This window comes from Deltaproteobacteria bacterium, from assembly GCA_019308905.1.
Taxonomy (GTDB): domain Bacteria; phylum Desulfobacterota; class BSN033; order WVXP01; family WVXP01; genus JAFDHF01.
Window position 1 is genome coordinate 34410 of the sequence record JAFDHF010000026.1, and the last position, 12077, is coordinate 46486.

The 12077-nt window shown below is 56.6% G+C and carries 26 protein-coding genes; all 26 read right to left on the reverse strand.

From position 1 onward, the window contains the following. Window positions 1-8: 8 nt before the first annotated feature. Window positions 9-377 carry a 30S ribosomal protein S13 gene (rpsM, locus tag JRJ26_10180; GenBank protein MBW2057848.1) on the reverse strand — a complete coding sequence of 123 codons (369 nt, stop codon included), beginning with the start codon at window positions 375-377 and terminating at the stop codon, window positions 9-11. A 138-nt stretch (window positions 378-515) separates the two neighbouring features. Then, entirely contained in the window at window positions 516-629 is a 114-nt protein-coding gene (gene rpmJ / locus JRJ26_10185; protein MBW2057849.1) for a 50S ribosomal protein L36, read from the reverse strand. Between the two features lie 136 nt (window positions 630-765). Beyond that, window positions 766-984 carry a translation initiation factor IF-1 gene (gene infA, locus JRJ26_10190; protein MBW2057850.1) on the reverse strand — a complete coding sequence of 73 codons (219 nt, stop codon included), beginning with the start codon at window positions 982-984 and terminating at the stop codon, window positions 766-768. Between the two features lie 16 nt (window positions 985-1000). Beyond that, window positions 1001-2329: a preprotein translocase subunit SecY gene (gene secY, locus JRJ26_10195; protein MBW2057851.1), complete on the reverse strand. Its 1329-nt coding sequence runs from the start codon at window positions 2327-2329 to the stop codon at window positions 1001-1003. After that, a complete protein-coding gene (gene rplO / locus JRJ26_10200; protein ID MBW2057852.1) occupies window positions 2326-2769 on the reverse strand; it encodes a 50S ribosomal protein L15 in 444 nt (147 codons plus the stop codon). Before rplO ends, secY begins: the two co-directional genes overlap by 4 nt. Before the next feature lie 11 nt (window positions 2770-2780). Further along, entirely contained in the window at window positions 2781-2960 is a 180-nt protein-coding gene (gene rpmD, locus JRJ26_10205; protein MBW2057853.1) for a 50S ribosomal protein L30, read from the reverse strand. A 10-nt stretch (window positions 2961-2970) separates the two neighbouring features. Beyond that, complete coding sequence (gene rpsE / locus JRJ26_10210; GenBank protein ID MBW2057854.1) at window positions 2971-3468, reverse strand: 30S ribosomal protein S5; 498 nt, start codon at window positions 3466-3468, stop codon at window positions 2971-2973. A gap of 113 nt (window positions 3469-3581) precedes the next feature. Next, the gene (locus tag JRJ26_10215; GenBank protein ID MBW2057855.1) at window positions 3582-3950 is read right to left on the reverse strand and encodes a 50S ribosomal protein L18; all 369 of its coding nucleotides are present in this window, start codon (window positions 3948-3950) and stop codon (window positions 3582-3584) included. A gap of 19 nt (window positions 3951-3969) precedes the next feature. Further along, the gene (gene rplF / locus JRJ26_10220; protein MBW2057856.1) at window positions 3970-4506 is read right to left on the reverse strand and encodes a 50S ribosomal protein L6; all 537 of its coding nucleotides are present in this window, start codon (window positions 4504-4506) and stop codon (window positions 3970-3972) included. Window positions 4507-4525: 19 nt separating this feature from the next. Further along, on the reverse strand, window positions 4526-4921 hold the full coding sequence (gene rpsH, locus JRJ26_10225; protein ID MBW2057857.1) for a 30S ribosomal protein S8: 396 nt from the start codon (window positions 4919-4921) through the stop codon (window positions 4526-4528). Between the two features lie 67 nt (window positions 4922-4988). Beyond that, on the reverse strand, window positions 4989-5174 hold the full coding sequence (locus tag JRJ26_10230; protein ID MBW2057858.1) for a type Z 30S ribosomal protein S14: 186 nt from the start codon (window positions 5172-5174) through the stop codon (window positions 4989-4991). A gap of 10 nt (window positions 5175-5184) precedes the next feature. Then, window positions 5185-5724, reverse strand: coding sequence for a 50S ribosomal protein L5 (gene rplE / locus JRJ26_10235; protein MBW2057859.1), 540 nt, complete (start codon window positions 5722-5724; stop codon window positions 5185-5187). Between the two features lie 12 nt (window positions 5725-5736). Next, window positions 5737-6066 carry a 50S ribosomal protein L24 gene (locus JRJ26_10240; GenBank protein ID MBW2057860.1) on the reverse strand — a complete coding sequence of 110 codons (330 nt, stop codon included), beginning with the start codon at window positions 6064-6066 and terminating at the stop codon, window positions 5737-5739. Window positions 6067-6204: 138 nt separating this feature from the next. After that, a complete protein-coding gene (gene rplN, locus JRJ26_10245; protein MBW2057861.1) occupies window positions 6205-6573 on the reverse strand; it encodes a 50S ribosomal protein L14 in 369 nt (122 codons plus the stop codon). Between the two features lie 40 nt (window positions 6574-6613). Beyond that, window positions 6614-6871 (reverse strand): 30S ribosomal protein S17, encoded by a 258-nt coding sequence (rpsQ, locus tag JRJ26_10250; GenBank protein MBW2057862.1) that lies wholly within the window; start codon window positions 6869-6871, stop codon window positions 6614-6616. A gap of 14 nt (window positions 6872-6885) precedes the next feature. Then, window positions 6886-7110 (reverse strand): 50S ribosomal protein L29, encoded by a 225-nt coding sequence (gene rpmC / locus JRJ26_10255; protein MBW2057863.1) that lies wholly within the window; start codon window positions 7108-7110, stop codon window positions 6886-6888. After that, entirely contained in the window at window positions 7107-7523 is a 417-nt protein-coding gene (gene rplP / locus JRJ26_10260; GenBank protein MBW2057864.1) for a 50S ribosomal protein L16, read from the reverse strand. The genes rpmC and rplP overlap by 4 nt, the downstream gene beginning before the upstream one ends. A gap of 37 nt (window positions 7524-7560) precedes the next feature. Beyond that, the gene (gene rpsC, locus JRJ26_10265; GenBank protein MBW2057865.1) at window positions 7561-8220 is read right to left on the reverse strand and encodes a 30S ribosomal protein S3; all 660 of its coding nucleotides are present in this window, start codon (window positions 8218-8220) and stop codon (window positions 7561-7563) included. A 99-nt stretch (window positions 8221-8319) separates the two neighbouring features. Then, the gene (gene rplV / locus JRJ26_10270; GenBank protein MBW2057866.1) at window positions 8320-8652 is read right to left on the reverse strand and encodes a 50S ribosomal protein L22; all 333 of its coding nucleotides are present in this window, start codon (window positions 8650-8652) and stop codon (window positions 8320-8322) included. A 1-nt stretch (window position 8653) separates the two neighbouring features. Next, window positions 8654-8941 carry a 30S ribosomal protein S19 gene (gene rpsS, locus JRJ26_10275; protein ID MBW2057867.1) on the reverse strand — a complete coding sequence of 96 codons (288 nt, stop codon included), beginning with the start codon at window positions 8939-8941 and terminating at the stop codon, window positions 8654-8656. A gap of 13 nt (window positions 8942-8954) precedes the next feature. Further along, entirely contained in the window at window positions 8955-9776 is an 822-nt protein-coding gene (gene rplB, locus JRJ26_10280; protein MBW2057868.1) for a 50S ribosomal protein L2, read from the reverse strand. A gap of 116 nt (window positions 9777-9892) precedes the next feature. After that, complete coding sequence (locus JRJ26_10285; GenBank protein ID MBW2057869.1) at window positions 9893-10183, reverse strand: 50S ribosomal protein L23; 291 nt, start codon at window positions 10181-10183, stop codon at window positions 9893-9895. A gap of 1 nt (window position 10184) precedes the next feature. Then, entirely contained in the window at window positions 10185-10802 is a 618-nt protein-coding gene (gene rplD / locus JRJ26_10290; protein MBW2057870.1) for a 50S ribosomal protein L4, read from the reverse strand. 50 nt (window positions 10803-10852) lie between these two features. Then, the gene (gene rplC / locus JRJ26_10295) at window positions 10853-11506 is read right to left on the reverse strand and encodes a 50S ribosomal protein L3 (GenBank protein ID MBW2057871.1); all 654 of its coding nucleotides are present in this window, start codon (window positions 11504-11506) and stop codon (window positions 10853-10855) included. Between the two features lie 89 nt (window positions 11507-11595). Further along, window positions 11596-11904, reverse strand: a complete 309-nt coding sequence (gene rpsJ, locus JRJ26_10300; protein MBW2057872.1) for a 30S ribosomal protein S10 — start codon at window positions 11902-11904, stop codon at window positions 11596-11598. Window positions 11905-11926: 22 nt separating this feature from the next. Further along, window positions 11927-12077 (reverse strand): elongation factor Tu (gene tuf, locus JRJ26_10305; GenBank protein ID MBW2057873.1); only part of this gene is annotated, 151 nt, incomplete at its 5' end.

Below are 12077 nucleotides of genomic sequence, written 5' to 3' on the forward strand. Positions count from 1 at the left end.
ACCCCTCTCTATCTCCTCTTGCCCATGATGGCTCTTCTGGGCCCCTTCCGGGTTCTGGCGTTCGTATGCGTCCGCTGCCCCCTTACAGGGAGTCCCTTCCTGTGGCGAAGGCCCCGATAGTTTCCCATGTCCATCAGCCTCTTGATGTTCATGGTCACCTCTCGGCGCAGGTCTCCCTCGACCTTGTACTTCCGATCTATCACCTCCCGGATACTCACAACCTCGCTCTCGCTGAGCTGGTTCACACGGGTGCCGAAATCGACATTGGCCTCCCTGAGGATCTTTTCAGCCGTATTCCTCCCAATGCCGTAGATGTATGTGAGGGCGATTTCTATCCTCTTGTCATTCGGTAGATCGACGCCAGCGATTCTTGCCAATGTTTCCTCCTTGCTTACTGCCCCGGCCTATAGGAGAGCACAGCCCGACCCGGGATCACCAACCGTACAGGACAGGCACCCAGGCCACACCCCCTGCAGAGGAGACACCCGCCGGGGCATCCCTTTTGTCGAAAACCGTCACCCCTGCCTCTGTTTGTGCTTGGGGTTTTCACAGATAACCCGGAGCACCCCTTTACGTTTGACTATCTTGCACTTGTCGCAGATCTTTCTGATCGAACTCTTGACCTTCATCAGCACGTGCCCTCTCTTGCCCGTCGGCCCTCGCGGCTGGAACAGCCTCTCCCCGGGCGACTCCCCTACGGGGCCCCGGCATCGGAGAAACAGGCCTCCTCGGGTTTCAAGTCCGTCCCACACGGGCAGTGGCCTATCACTTGGAACGGTATGTGATCCTCCCCCTACTCAGATCATAGGGAGAGAGCTCCACGGTCACCCTGTCGCCGGGAAGAATCTTGATGAAATGCATCCTCATCTTCCCGGAAATATGGGCCAGAACCCTGTGCCCGTTCTCGAGCTCAACCCTGAACATGGCGTTGGGGAGGGTCTCCAGAACCTTTCCCTCCACCTGTATAGCATCTTCCTTTGCCATCATCCCCTCAAGACGCCTATCGCCGGCGTCCCTTGAGCCTTCCACCCCTCTTCATGAGGCCCTCATAATGCCGCGTCAGCATGTGGGACTCTACCTGCTGGATCGTATCCAAGGCAACGCCCACCACAATGAGGAGAGCGGTTCCTCCGAAGTAGAAAGGAACCCCCAAGCGGTAGATAAGAAAAGTGGGGAGGACGCAGACTGCAGAAACGTAGAGAGCCCCTCCCAAGGTGATCCGGGTGAGAACCCTGTCGATGTACTCGGCTGTCTTCTTCCCCGGTCTGATTCCCGGGATGTAGCCGCCGAATTTCTTCATGTTGTCGGCCACATCCACCGGGTTGAAAGTGACCGCCGTATAGAAATAGCAAAAGAATATGATAAACCCCACGTAAAGGAGGTTGTATATCCATCGCCCGGGCCCGAGGCTCTGAACCAGGTTATCCACCCACGGATAGGTTTCCTTGACCCCTGCCGGCAAAAAATTGGCTATGGTCAGGGGAAACATGAGAATAGAGGACGCAAAAATCGGCGGTATCACTCCCGATGTGTTTATCTTGAGCGGCAGGTGGGTACTCGACCCCCCGTAGACCCGCCTTCCCACTATCCTCTTTGCATACTGGACGGGCAATCTCCTCTGGCCCGTCTCCACAAAGATAATGGCTCCCACTACAAGCACCATGGTCACACAGAGCAGAAGCAGCTTGAACAGGCTCATCTGGTTCAATGCAACCTGCTGGTAGGTCTTTCCAATCGCACCAGGAAGTCTCGCCACGATCCCGGCAAAGATAATCAAGGAGATGCCGTTGCCGATTCCACGTTCGGTGATCTGTTCTCCCAGCCACATGATAAAGGCCGTTCCGGCGGTGAGCGTGATGACCGTCAACAAGCGGAAACTCCATCCAGGAGCATAGACGAACTGCTGTCCTCCCTGGCCCATACTCTCCAAACCCACGGCAATCCCGAATCCCTGTATGAGGCTGAGAATAATCGTCCCGTACCTGGTATACTGGGTTATCTTCTTCCGCCCCGATTCCCCCTCCTTGCTGAGTCGATCCAGATAGGGGATCACCACGGTGAGGAGTTGGAGAATAATGGAGGCGCTGATATAGGGCATGATGCCCAGAGCGAAGACCGACAGCCGCTCCAGTGCTCCACCGGAAAACATGTCGATCAGGCTGAACAGAGTTCCCTTTGCCTGGGCAAAGAAGCTCGCCAGGGCATCGGCATTGATCCCCGGGGTCGGAACGTGGACGCCGACCCGGTAGACCGCCAGCAGCAGAAAAGTGACGGTGATCCGCCGCTTGAGCTCGGGGATCTTGAAGATGTTTTGAAAGCCCCCTATCAAGAGATCACCTCGACCCTGCCTGCCGCCCTCTCGATCTTTGCAGCAGCAGACGGACTGATCCTATGAACCCGAACCGTAAGAGGGATCTGGATATCTCCTTTACCGAGAATCTTGACCCCGTCGAGGACCTTTTTTATGATCCCCTTTTCTTTCAGGGCTGCAGGATCGACCAGACTATTCGCGTCAAACCTGTTGAGATCCCCCACATTCACAATGGCGAAACGTTTCTTGAAGATATTGGTAAACCCCCGCTTGGGTGTTCTCCTCTGGAGCGGCATCTGCCCGCCCTCAAAGCCCGGGCGAACACCCCCGCCCGAACGGGAGTTCTGGCCTTTATGCCCTCGACAGGAGGTCTTCCCGTGGCCGGAACCCGGGCCCCTGCCCACCCGTTTCCTCTTCTTCCTCGCTCCAGGGACGGGCTTCAATTCACTGAGCTTCATGGGCACCCCTTCTATTCGATCACCTCGACGAGATGGCTGACCTTCCTTATCATTCCTCTGATCTCTCTGGTGTCCTGCCTGGTGACCACTCTGTTCGGCCTGGTCAACCCGAGCCCTGCAAGGATGAGTCTATGCTTCTTCGGGCGACCGATGCCGCTTCTTATCAGCTTGATCCGGATCTCCTTCGGCATATCTCTCCTCTTAGACGATTTCAGCTACCTTCTTCCCCCTTTTCCGGGAGATCTCTTCAGGGGATCTGAGTTGGAGGAGACCGTCGAAGGTTGCCTTTATCAGGTTGTGGGGGTTGTTGGAACCGAGCGACTTGGTGAGTATGTCCTTTATCCCGGCCGTCTCCACAACGGCTCGCGTCGCAGCACCAGCGATGACACCGGTCCCCTCTGATGCGGGTTTCAGAAGCACCCTGCTCGCTCCGAACCGACCGATGACCTCATAGGGAATAGTCTTGCCCTTAAGGGGGATCTCGATCAGGTTCTTCCTGGCATGTTCGATCCCCTTTCGAATCGCCTCGGGCACCTCGTTTGCCTTGCCCAGACCCCATCCGATCCGCCCGCTGCCGTCTCCCACAACCACCAGGGCGCTGAAGCTGAAGCGACGCCCCCCCTTGACCACCTTTGCCACGCGGTTGATATGGACGACCTTATCGATCAGCTCCTGCTGTTCAAACTCGATCTCCGCCAATGAACCCCTCCTCCATGCTCCAGGCTTTTGCACACGCCTCAGGGCAGGCGACTTTCCCTGTTACCAGCCTCGTCATCCAAGCATCCCGGCCTCCGACTCTTCCAATGCAGATGCTAGAAGACCAGCCCTCCCTCCCGCGCGGCCTCGGCCAGGGCCTTGACCCGGCCGTGGTAACGGTAACCTCCCCTGTCAAAGGTCACGGTTTGAATACCTCGCTGGGCGGCTCGCCTTGCCAGCAGGGCTCCCACCTTTTTCGCCGCCTCGATATTCCCGGTCGTTTTCTGCTCTTGCCGTATCTCCCGGCAAAGAGTAGAGGCACCGGTGACCGTCTCCCCCGAAGTATCCACGACGAGCTGGGCGTAGATATGACGTGCGCTCCGGAAAACGGACAACCTCGGCCTCTCGGCGGTTCCTTCGATCTTCTTCCTGATCCTCCGCCTTCGCTTCATCCGGTTTATTGTCTTCGCGCTCTTTGTCCCCACTCCAAGCTCCTATCGAACTCTATGCCTTGGCCTTGCCGACTTTGCGCCGTATGTATTCATCCTTGTACCTGATCCCTTTACCCTTGTACGGTTCAGGAGGCCTGAAGGAACGGATCTTGGCAGCCACTGCTCCAACCAGCTCCTTGTCGATTCCCTTTACCGTCAGAGCCACCTGCTTGTCAACCACGACGTCGATCCCAGGGGGAAGGGGATAGAGAATAGGATGGGAATAGCCGAGGGTCAGAAACAGCCCATCGTCCTTTCGTTCGGCCCGGTATCCGACCCCCACGATCTCGAGTTTCTTCTCAAACCCCTGGGAAACACCGACCACCATGTTGGCCAAAAGGCTTCTCGTCAACCCCTGAACCGATTTTGCCTGCCTCGAATCGTCAGGCCGCTGGACCCGGACCTGATTGTCTTCCACGGTCACCTGGGCCCCCCGGGGGAGCCGACGCTCGAGCTGTCCCTTGGGCCCCTTGACCTGAACAGCGTCCCCTGAGAGGCTCACCTCCACCCCTTCTGGTATAGGAATCGGCAGCTTTCCAATCCTGGACATTTCCCTCACCTAAACACGCCTACCATACGTAGCAGAGCACCTCACCCCCGACATTCGACCTTCGCGCCTCTCTATCAGTCAGAATCCCTCTGGAAGTGGTCAGGATCGATATGCCGAGCCCGTTCAGAACCCTGGGGATATGATCCCTGTCCACATAGACCCTGCGGCCCGGCTTACTGATCCTCTTGAGATTGATGATCCCCCGATTGTTCTCATCGTACTTGAGATAGATCCGGAGAATATCCTGTTTCTCGCCCCTGATGATCTTGAAGTTCTTCACGTAGCCCGCCTCCTTGAGAACCTTCGCGATCTCGTTCTTCATCCTCGAGGCAGGAACGTCGACTTTCTCATGCCTGGCGTTGCTGGCATTTCTGATTCGCGTTAACATGTCCGCTATGGGATCCGACACTGACATCTGGCTACTCCTCCCACTCTGACAATCCACTCCCGTCTCTGGTGGAACACCTCGTCTCTGCCTGTACCTACCAGCTGGATTTCATAACCCCCGGAATCGCTCCAGCCAGTGCATACTTCCGCACACAGATCCGGCACATGTTGAAACGCCGATAGAAACCACGTGGCCGCCCGCACACGGCACACCGGTTGTACTGGCGGACAGGGAATTTCTTCGGCTTCTGGGATTTTACCACTAGAGACTTTCTTGCCAACGCAGACCTCCTAGCTTCTGAAAGGCATCCCCATCATTCTCAGCAGCTCTCTGGCCTCCTCATCGGTCTCAGCCGTGGTGACTATGGTGACATTCATCCCCTTGGCCTTCTCGACCTTGTCGTAGTCGACTTCCGGGAAGATGAGCTGTTCTCTCAGGCCGAGCGTGTAGTTACCCCTTCCGTCGAAGGAATCAGGCGGCAGCCCTTTGAAGTCCCTCACCCTTGGCAGAGCTACGTTGATCAAACGATCGAGGAAATAGTACATGCGATCTTTCCTCAGAGTCACCATGCAGCCTATGGGCATCCCCGCCCGCACCTTGAACTGGGCGATAGACTTTCTCGCCTTGGTCACCACCGGCCGCTGCCCTGTTATAGCAGCCAACTCCGCTATGGAGGCATCCAGGACCTTTATGTTCTGGATAGCCTCGCCCAGCCCCATGTTGATAACTATCTTCTCCAGCCTTGGAACCTCCATAACGTTCCTGTATGCAAACCGCTTGAGGAGGGCCGGAACAACTTCCTCTTTGTATCGTTCTTTCAATGTGGCCATGGTATCAGGTTCCTACTTGTCTATCATCTCCCCACACTTCTTGCAGTACCTCGCCCTCTTGCCGTCTTCCAGCTGTTTGATACCGATCCGGACCGGCTTGTTGCAGCTCTCACATATCAGCATGAGATTCGAGAGATGGAGGGACCCCTCTTTCTCGATGATTCCCCCCTGTCTCTGCTGGCCGGCTGGGCGCTGATGTCGTTTGATGAAGTTGATCTTCTCCACAATGGCCCGGTCTTTCTTGGTGAAAATCTGGAGGATTCTCCCGCTCTTTCCCTTCTCCTTTCCAGCAATGACCATGACCAAATCGTTTTTCTTGAGTCTTCGCTTCTGCCCTTTCACGGATAACCCGCTCCCTTTCACCCGTCACCCCTCGGCGGCCTCTCCGGATCGCCCCTCCAGGCGACTTGAGGAAAATCCGGAGACCTCCATCCGGCTCCGGCCTTCCACCTGCCCGGAAAGACGGCGTATTCAACCTCCTCACACCACCTCAGGAGCCAGGGAAACGATCTTCATAAACCTCTTTGCCCTCAGTTCCCGAGCCACAGGCCCGAAGATCCTCGTACCCACCGGCTCTCCCTGGGGATTGATCAGCACAGCCGAATTGTCGTCGAATCTGATGTAAGAGCCGTCAGGCCTGCCGATCTCCTTTCTGGTCCTGACGACCACGGCCCGCACGACCTCGCCCTTTTTTATCTTCGAGTTGGGGACGGCGTCCTTGACTGAAACCACGATAACGTCACCCACCCTGGCGTATTTCCTCCGGGTTCCTCCGAGAATCTTGATGCAACCCACCTTCTTTGCTCCAGAGTTGTCTGCCACATCCAAAACGGTCTGCATCTGAATCATGGTGACGTTCCTTCTTACCCTTCCCTTGCAGTCGAGGCCCCTAGACCGCCTTTTCCAGGATCTGTTTCACCCGCCAGCGCTTCTCCTTGCTGAGGGGTCTCGTCTCGATCAGGAGGACCTGATCCCCCACACCGCACTGGTTTCCCTCGTCGTGGGCCTTGTGCTTCGATCTCTTCCTGACATACTTCTTGTATTTCGGGTCCTTTACCAGGCGATCCACCGCGACCACCACGGTCTTGTCCATCTTGTTGCTTACCACCGTACCGACAAGGGTCTTCCTGATGCCCCGCGTCCTCATTTACTCCCTTCCCCTTACTTCCGGTTTGAGGTCTCACCCTCGGGTGCGCTTTCTCCTGCCCTTTCCCTGAGGATAGTCTTGACACGGGCCAGGTCTTTCTTTACCTGGGGGATCCTCATGGTATTCTCTAGCTGCCCCGTGGCATGTTGAAACCTCAGATTGAAGAGTTCCTCCTTGAGATCCTTTTCCTTTCCTTTCAATTCATCGAGGCTGAGGTCACGGAGATCACTGGCCTTCATGCAAAAACCCCCCTCGAGATGAACTTTGTCTCAATTGGAAGCTTGTGGGAAGCAAGCCGGAGAGCCTCTCTTGCCGTCTCTTCGTCGACTCCCTCCATCTCGTAGAGGATTCTTCCCGGCCGGACCACGGCCACCCACTGCTCAGGGGGACCCTTACCCTTGCCCATGCGCGTCTCGGCGGGTTTCTTGGTAGTGGGTTTGTCAGGGAAGACCCTGATCCAGATCCTCCCGCTTCTCTTGACAAACCGGGTCATGGCGATTCGCGCGGCCTCGATCTGCCTGGCAGTGAGCCATCCAGGTTCGAGCGCCTGGAGGCCGAAGTCCCCAAAATTCAGAGCGGCTCCCGCGGTCCGAGCCCCCTTCATTCTCCCCTTCTGCTGCTTCCGGTACTTCACCTTTTTGGGTGCCAGCATGGCCTACCCCCTGATCATCACCCCTCCGGCGGGGTTTTCAAGCAGACGCTTTTTCTTCTCTGTACTGAAAAATCTCTCCCTTGTAAATCCAGACCTTTATCCCGATCTTCCCATAGGTAGTCTGTGCTTCGGCGAAACCGTAATCGATGTCGGCCCGCAGGGTATGCAGGGGAACCCGCCCCTCCCTGTACCACTCTCGTCGAGCCATTTCGGCTCCTCCAAGCCTTCCTGCACACGCGATCTTGATGCCCCGGGCGCCCATTTTCAGAGAAGACATGACCGACTTCTTCATGGCCCTCCTGAAAGCCACCCTCCTCTCGAGTTGGAGAGCCACGTTTTCCGCGACCAACTGGGCGTCCATTTCGGCCTTCTTTACCTCTTGAATATTGATGAAGATCTCCTTGCCGGTCATCTTTTGGAGGATCTTTCTCAGATTCTCCACCTCCGCACCCTTCTTGCCGATAATAATCCCCGGCCTGGCCGTGTAGATATTGACCTTGGCCTTCCTGGCCTTGTTTGCCGCCCGTTCGATCTCGATCTTCGAAACCCCGGCATGGAAGAGCCTCTTCTTCAAGAAGTTCCGAATCCGGATATCCTCACTCAAGAGTTCCGGGAAGTCCTTCTCCGCATACCACCTGGAATCCCAAGACTTGTTAACACCCAACCGAAAGCCAACAGGGTGAACCTTTTGTCCCAAAGCAATTCCTCCTTGAAAACCCCGACAATTACCTGCCCTGTTTGAATCGTCCCTGTCCTGATGGAGGCCGGCCCTTCCCGTCGAAAAGGCCCGGACTCTCTACTTCTCGTCCAGAACAACCGTGATGTGACTCGTCCGCTTGCGAATCCGAGTGGCTCTCCCCATGGCCCGGGGACGAAACCGTTTCAAAGTGGGCCCCCCATCAACAAAGATCCGCTTGACAAAGAGACCGTCCAGGTCGATGCTCCCCATCTGGTCCGCATTGGCCAGAGCCGACTTGAGCAGCTTGCTGATGATCCTGCTGCCGGCCCTCGGGGAAAAGGCCAGATCCGTCAAGGCCTTCTGAACGTTCTTGCCCCGGACAATATCGGCACCGAGCCGGGCCTTTCTGGGAGAGATCCTGATAAACCTCGCCTTGGCCTGAACCTCCACCTTATCTCTTTCCTTTCACTCGTGTCTTCCTGTCACCGGAATGGCTGTAAAAGGTCCGGGTGGGAGCGAATTCACCGAGCTTGTATCCCACCATCTCTTCGGTGACAAAAACGGGTATGAACTTCTTGCCGTTATGGACCGCGAAGGTGAGCCCCACCATCTCCGGAATGATCGTGGACCTCCGGGACCAGGTCTTGATCACCTTCCCCCCTTTGGCCTCCATGGCCTGACGGACCTTTTTCAGGAGATGTTCATCGACAAAGGGCCCCTTCTTTATTGATCGCGCCATCCCTATTCCTCTGTTATCCTCTGGCCTTGACTATGTAACGGTCTGTTGCCTTGTTCTTGCGAGTCTTGTAACCCTTGGTCGGCCTTCCCCAGGGGGTACACGGGTGCCGCCCGCCCGAACTCTTTCCTTCCCCGCCTCCCATGGGATGATCCACGGGATTCATGGCCACACCGCGAACCCGGGGCCTTCTCCCCAACCAGCAACTCCTGCCCGCCTTGCCGAGATCGACGTTCTCGTGCTCCAGGTTACTCACCTGGCCGATGGTCGCCATGCAATCGAGAAGGACCATCCTCACCTCCCCTGAAGGGAGTTTGATCTGGGCGTACTTTCCCTCCTTGGCCATGAGCTGGCCATAGGTTCCAGCACTCCGGATGATCTGCCCTCCCGCCCCTATCTTCAGCTCAACATTGTGGATCATCGAACCCACGGGGATATTCCGCAGGGGCAAGGCATTGCCCGGCTTGATGTCTACCGATTCGCCCGACATGACCTCATCGCCCACTCCGAGTCTGGCCGGAGCCAGGATATACCGTTTCTCTCCATCGGCATAATGGAGCAGGGCTATCCGGGCCGATCGGTTGGGGTCGTATTCGATCGATGCGACCTTTGCAGGAATCCCCTGTTTGTCTCGCTTGAAGTCGATCACCCGGTACTTCCTCTTGTGTCCCCCACCCCGGTGCCGCGTGGTTATGCGGCCGTAGCAGTTTCTGCCGCCCGTCTTGACGAGCGGCCTCGTCAGGCTCTTCTCGGGCGTTTCACGGGTGACCTCCTCAAAAGTCTCCCCTGTCATGGCCCGCCGTGCCGGAGACGTAGGCCGGTAAGTCTTGATCCCCATAATCTCGATCCTCTGAGGCGGGTTGCCCGTCTTGGCAGACAACCCTCTATTCGGAAATCCCCTTCAGGTTCTCAGAAACACAGCCGTGGAACCGCAAAGGCTTCCACTCGGGCAGTTCACGCCCCTTCGAAGAAATCTATCCGGTCTCCCTTCTTCAAGAGAACCACGGCCTTCTTCCAGTCAGGACGTTTTCCCATGGTCCTGCCCAGTCTCTTCACCTTGCCTTTCACGGTAGAGACGTTCACCCGATCCACCGTAACCTTGAAAAGCTGCTCCACGGCCCGCTTGATCTCTATCCTATTGGCCCTTCGATCAACCTCAAAAAAGTACTGGTTCTGCAATTCCTTCTGCTTGCTGCTCTTCTCGGTAATAAGTGGCCTCTTTATCACGCTGTAAAGGTCTTCCATTTCACAGGACCTCTTGGACTCGTTGCACAGCCTCCTCCACGAAAACGAGGTTTTCATGGGAGAGTATGTCGTACACATTCAATCCTTCAACCCTCAAAACCTTGACACCAGGCACGTTCCTGGCGGATTTCTCCACGTTGGCATCGGCCCTGTCCAGGACAACCAGGGCACTGTCGAACCCGAATGCCTGCATGAACTCGACGAAATTCCTGGTCTTGATCTCGCCGAACTCCAGGTCCTTGAGAACCCAGAGCCTTCCCTCCTTGTTCCGCAGGCTGAGGGCCGATCTGAGCGCCCCCCTACGGACCTTCTTGGGAAGAGCCAGATCGTATTTTCTCGGAGAGGGACCAAAGACGACCCCGCCCCCCCGCCAGAGTGGGGAGCGAATGGTGCCGGCCCTCGCCCGGCCGGTTCCCTTCTGGCGCCACGGCTTTGCCCCACCCCCACGAACCATAGACCGCGTCTTTGTAGAAGCCGATCCGCTCCTCCGCCGGGCCAGTTGCATCCTGACCACGTCATGGATGAGATGTTCCTTGACTTCCGTATCGAAGATCCGGGGTTCAAGGTCGATTTCCGAGACCTTCTCTTTTGCTTTGCTGTACACGCTGATTGCAGTCATGTCTTCGTATCCGAAAAGGAGGTTCCCTGTTTGCCGGAAGCCTTGCTCCCTTACTCGGGGCCTTTCTGCGCTGGGGCCTTCTTCTTGGCCGCCTGAACGACTACGATACCGTTCCTCCAACCAGGGACGGCGCCCTTGATGAGAAGAATGTTCGTCTCCCTCCGAACGTCGAGAATCTCCAGATTCTGCACCGTTACACGTCTGTTTCCGTGGTGGCCGGCCATCTTCATCCCTTTGAACGTATGACTCGGAAACGCCGCAGCACCTATGGAACCTCCATGACGGAAGTACTCATGCGTTCCATGACCGCCCGGAGCGCCATGAAACCCGTGTCGCTTCATGACCCCTGTAAACCCTCTGCCCTTGCTCGTCCCTATGACATCGACGATCTCTCCGGGCTTGAAGATATCGACCGTCACTTCCTGGCCGACCTCAAACCGATCCACGTCGTTTGTCCTGATCTCCTTGAGAATGTAATACCCCCCCCTGCCGGCCTTGGCAAAATGTCCCTGGAGGGGCTTGTTTACACGGGTCTGCTTCTTCGGTAGAAACGCGAGTTGCAGGGCCTGGTACCCGTCCTTTTCCAGGGTCTTCTTCTGGATCACGGGGCAGGGACCGGCTTCCACTACGGTCACCGGAGCAACGTTGCCGTCCGCCAGGAATATCTGAGTCATACCGAGTTTCTTGCCAATAATTCCTTTCATCACCCTCTCATCATCTTCGAGGCCGTCGAGAGGCCCGCTCCCACGCCGTTACTGCTCGGTTTCGGCCGCCGGAACACCTCTGTTTGCAATCAGAGCTTTATCTCCACGTCGATACCCGCGGCCAGATCGAGCTTCATCAGAGCATCTACGGTCTGCTGGGTCGGCTCGAGGATATCGATGAGTCTTTTGTGTGTGCGAATCTCGAACTGCTCCCGGGATTTCTTGTCCACATGGGGTGACCGCAGCACACAGAACTTGCTGATTTTCGTAGGGAGAGGCACCGGTCCGGCCACCGTAGCTCCTGTTCTCCTCACCGTATCCACGATCTCAGCCACCGACCTGTCGAGCAACTTATAGTCGTACGACTTAAGAGACACCCTTATCTTCTGGCCCGTCACCATCCCTCTCCTCGCTGGTCACCTATTCCAGTACATCGCTGATGACGCCGGCTCCTACTGTTCGACCGCCCTCACGGATGGCAAAACGCAGCTCCTTCTCCATGGCTATGGGCGTGATCAACTCAACCGAAATCGAGACATTGTCCCCGGGCATCACCATCTCCACCCCCTCG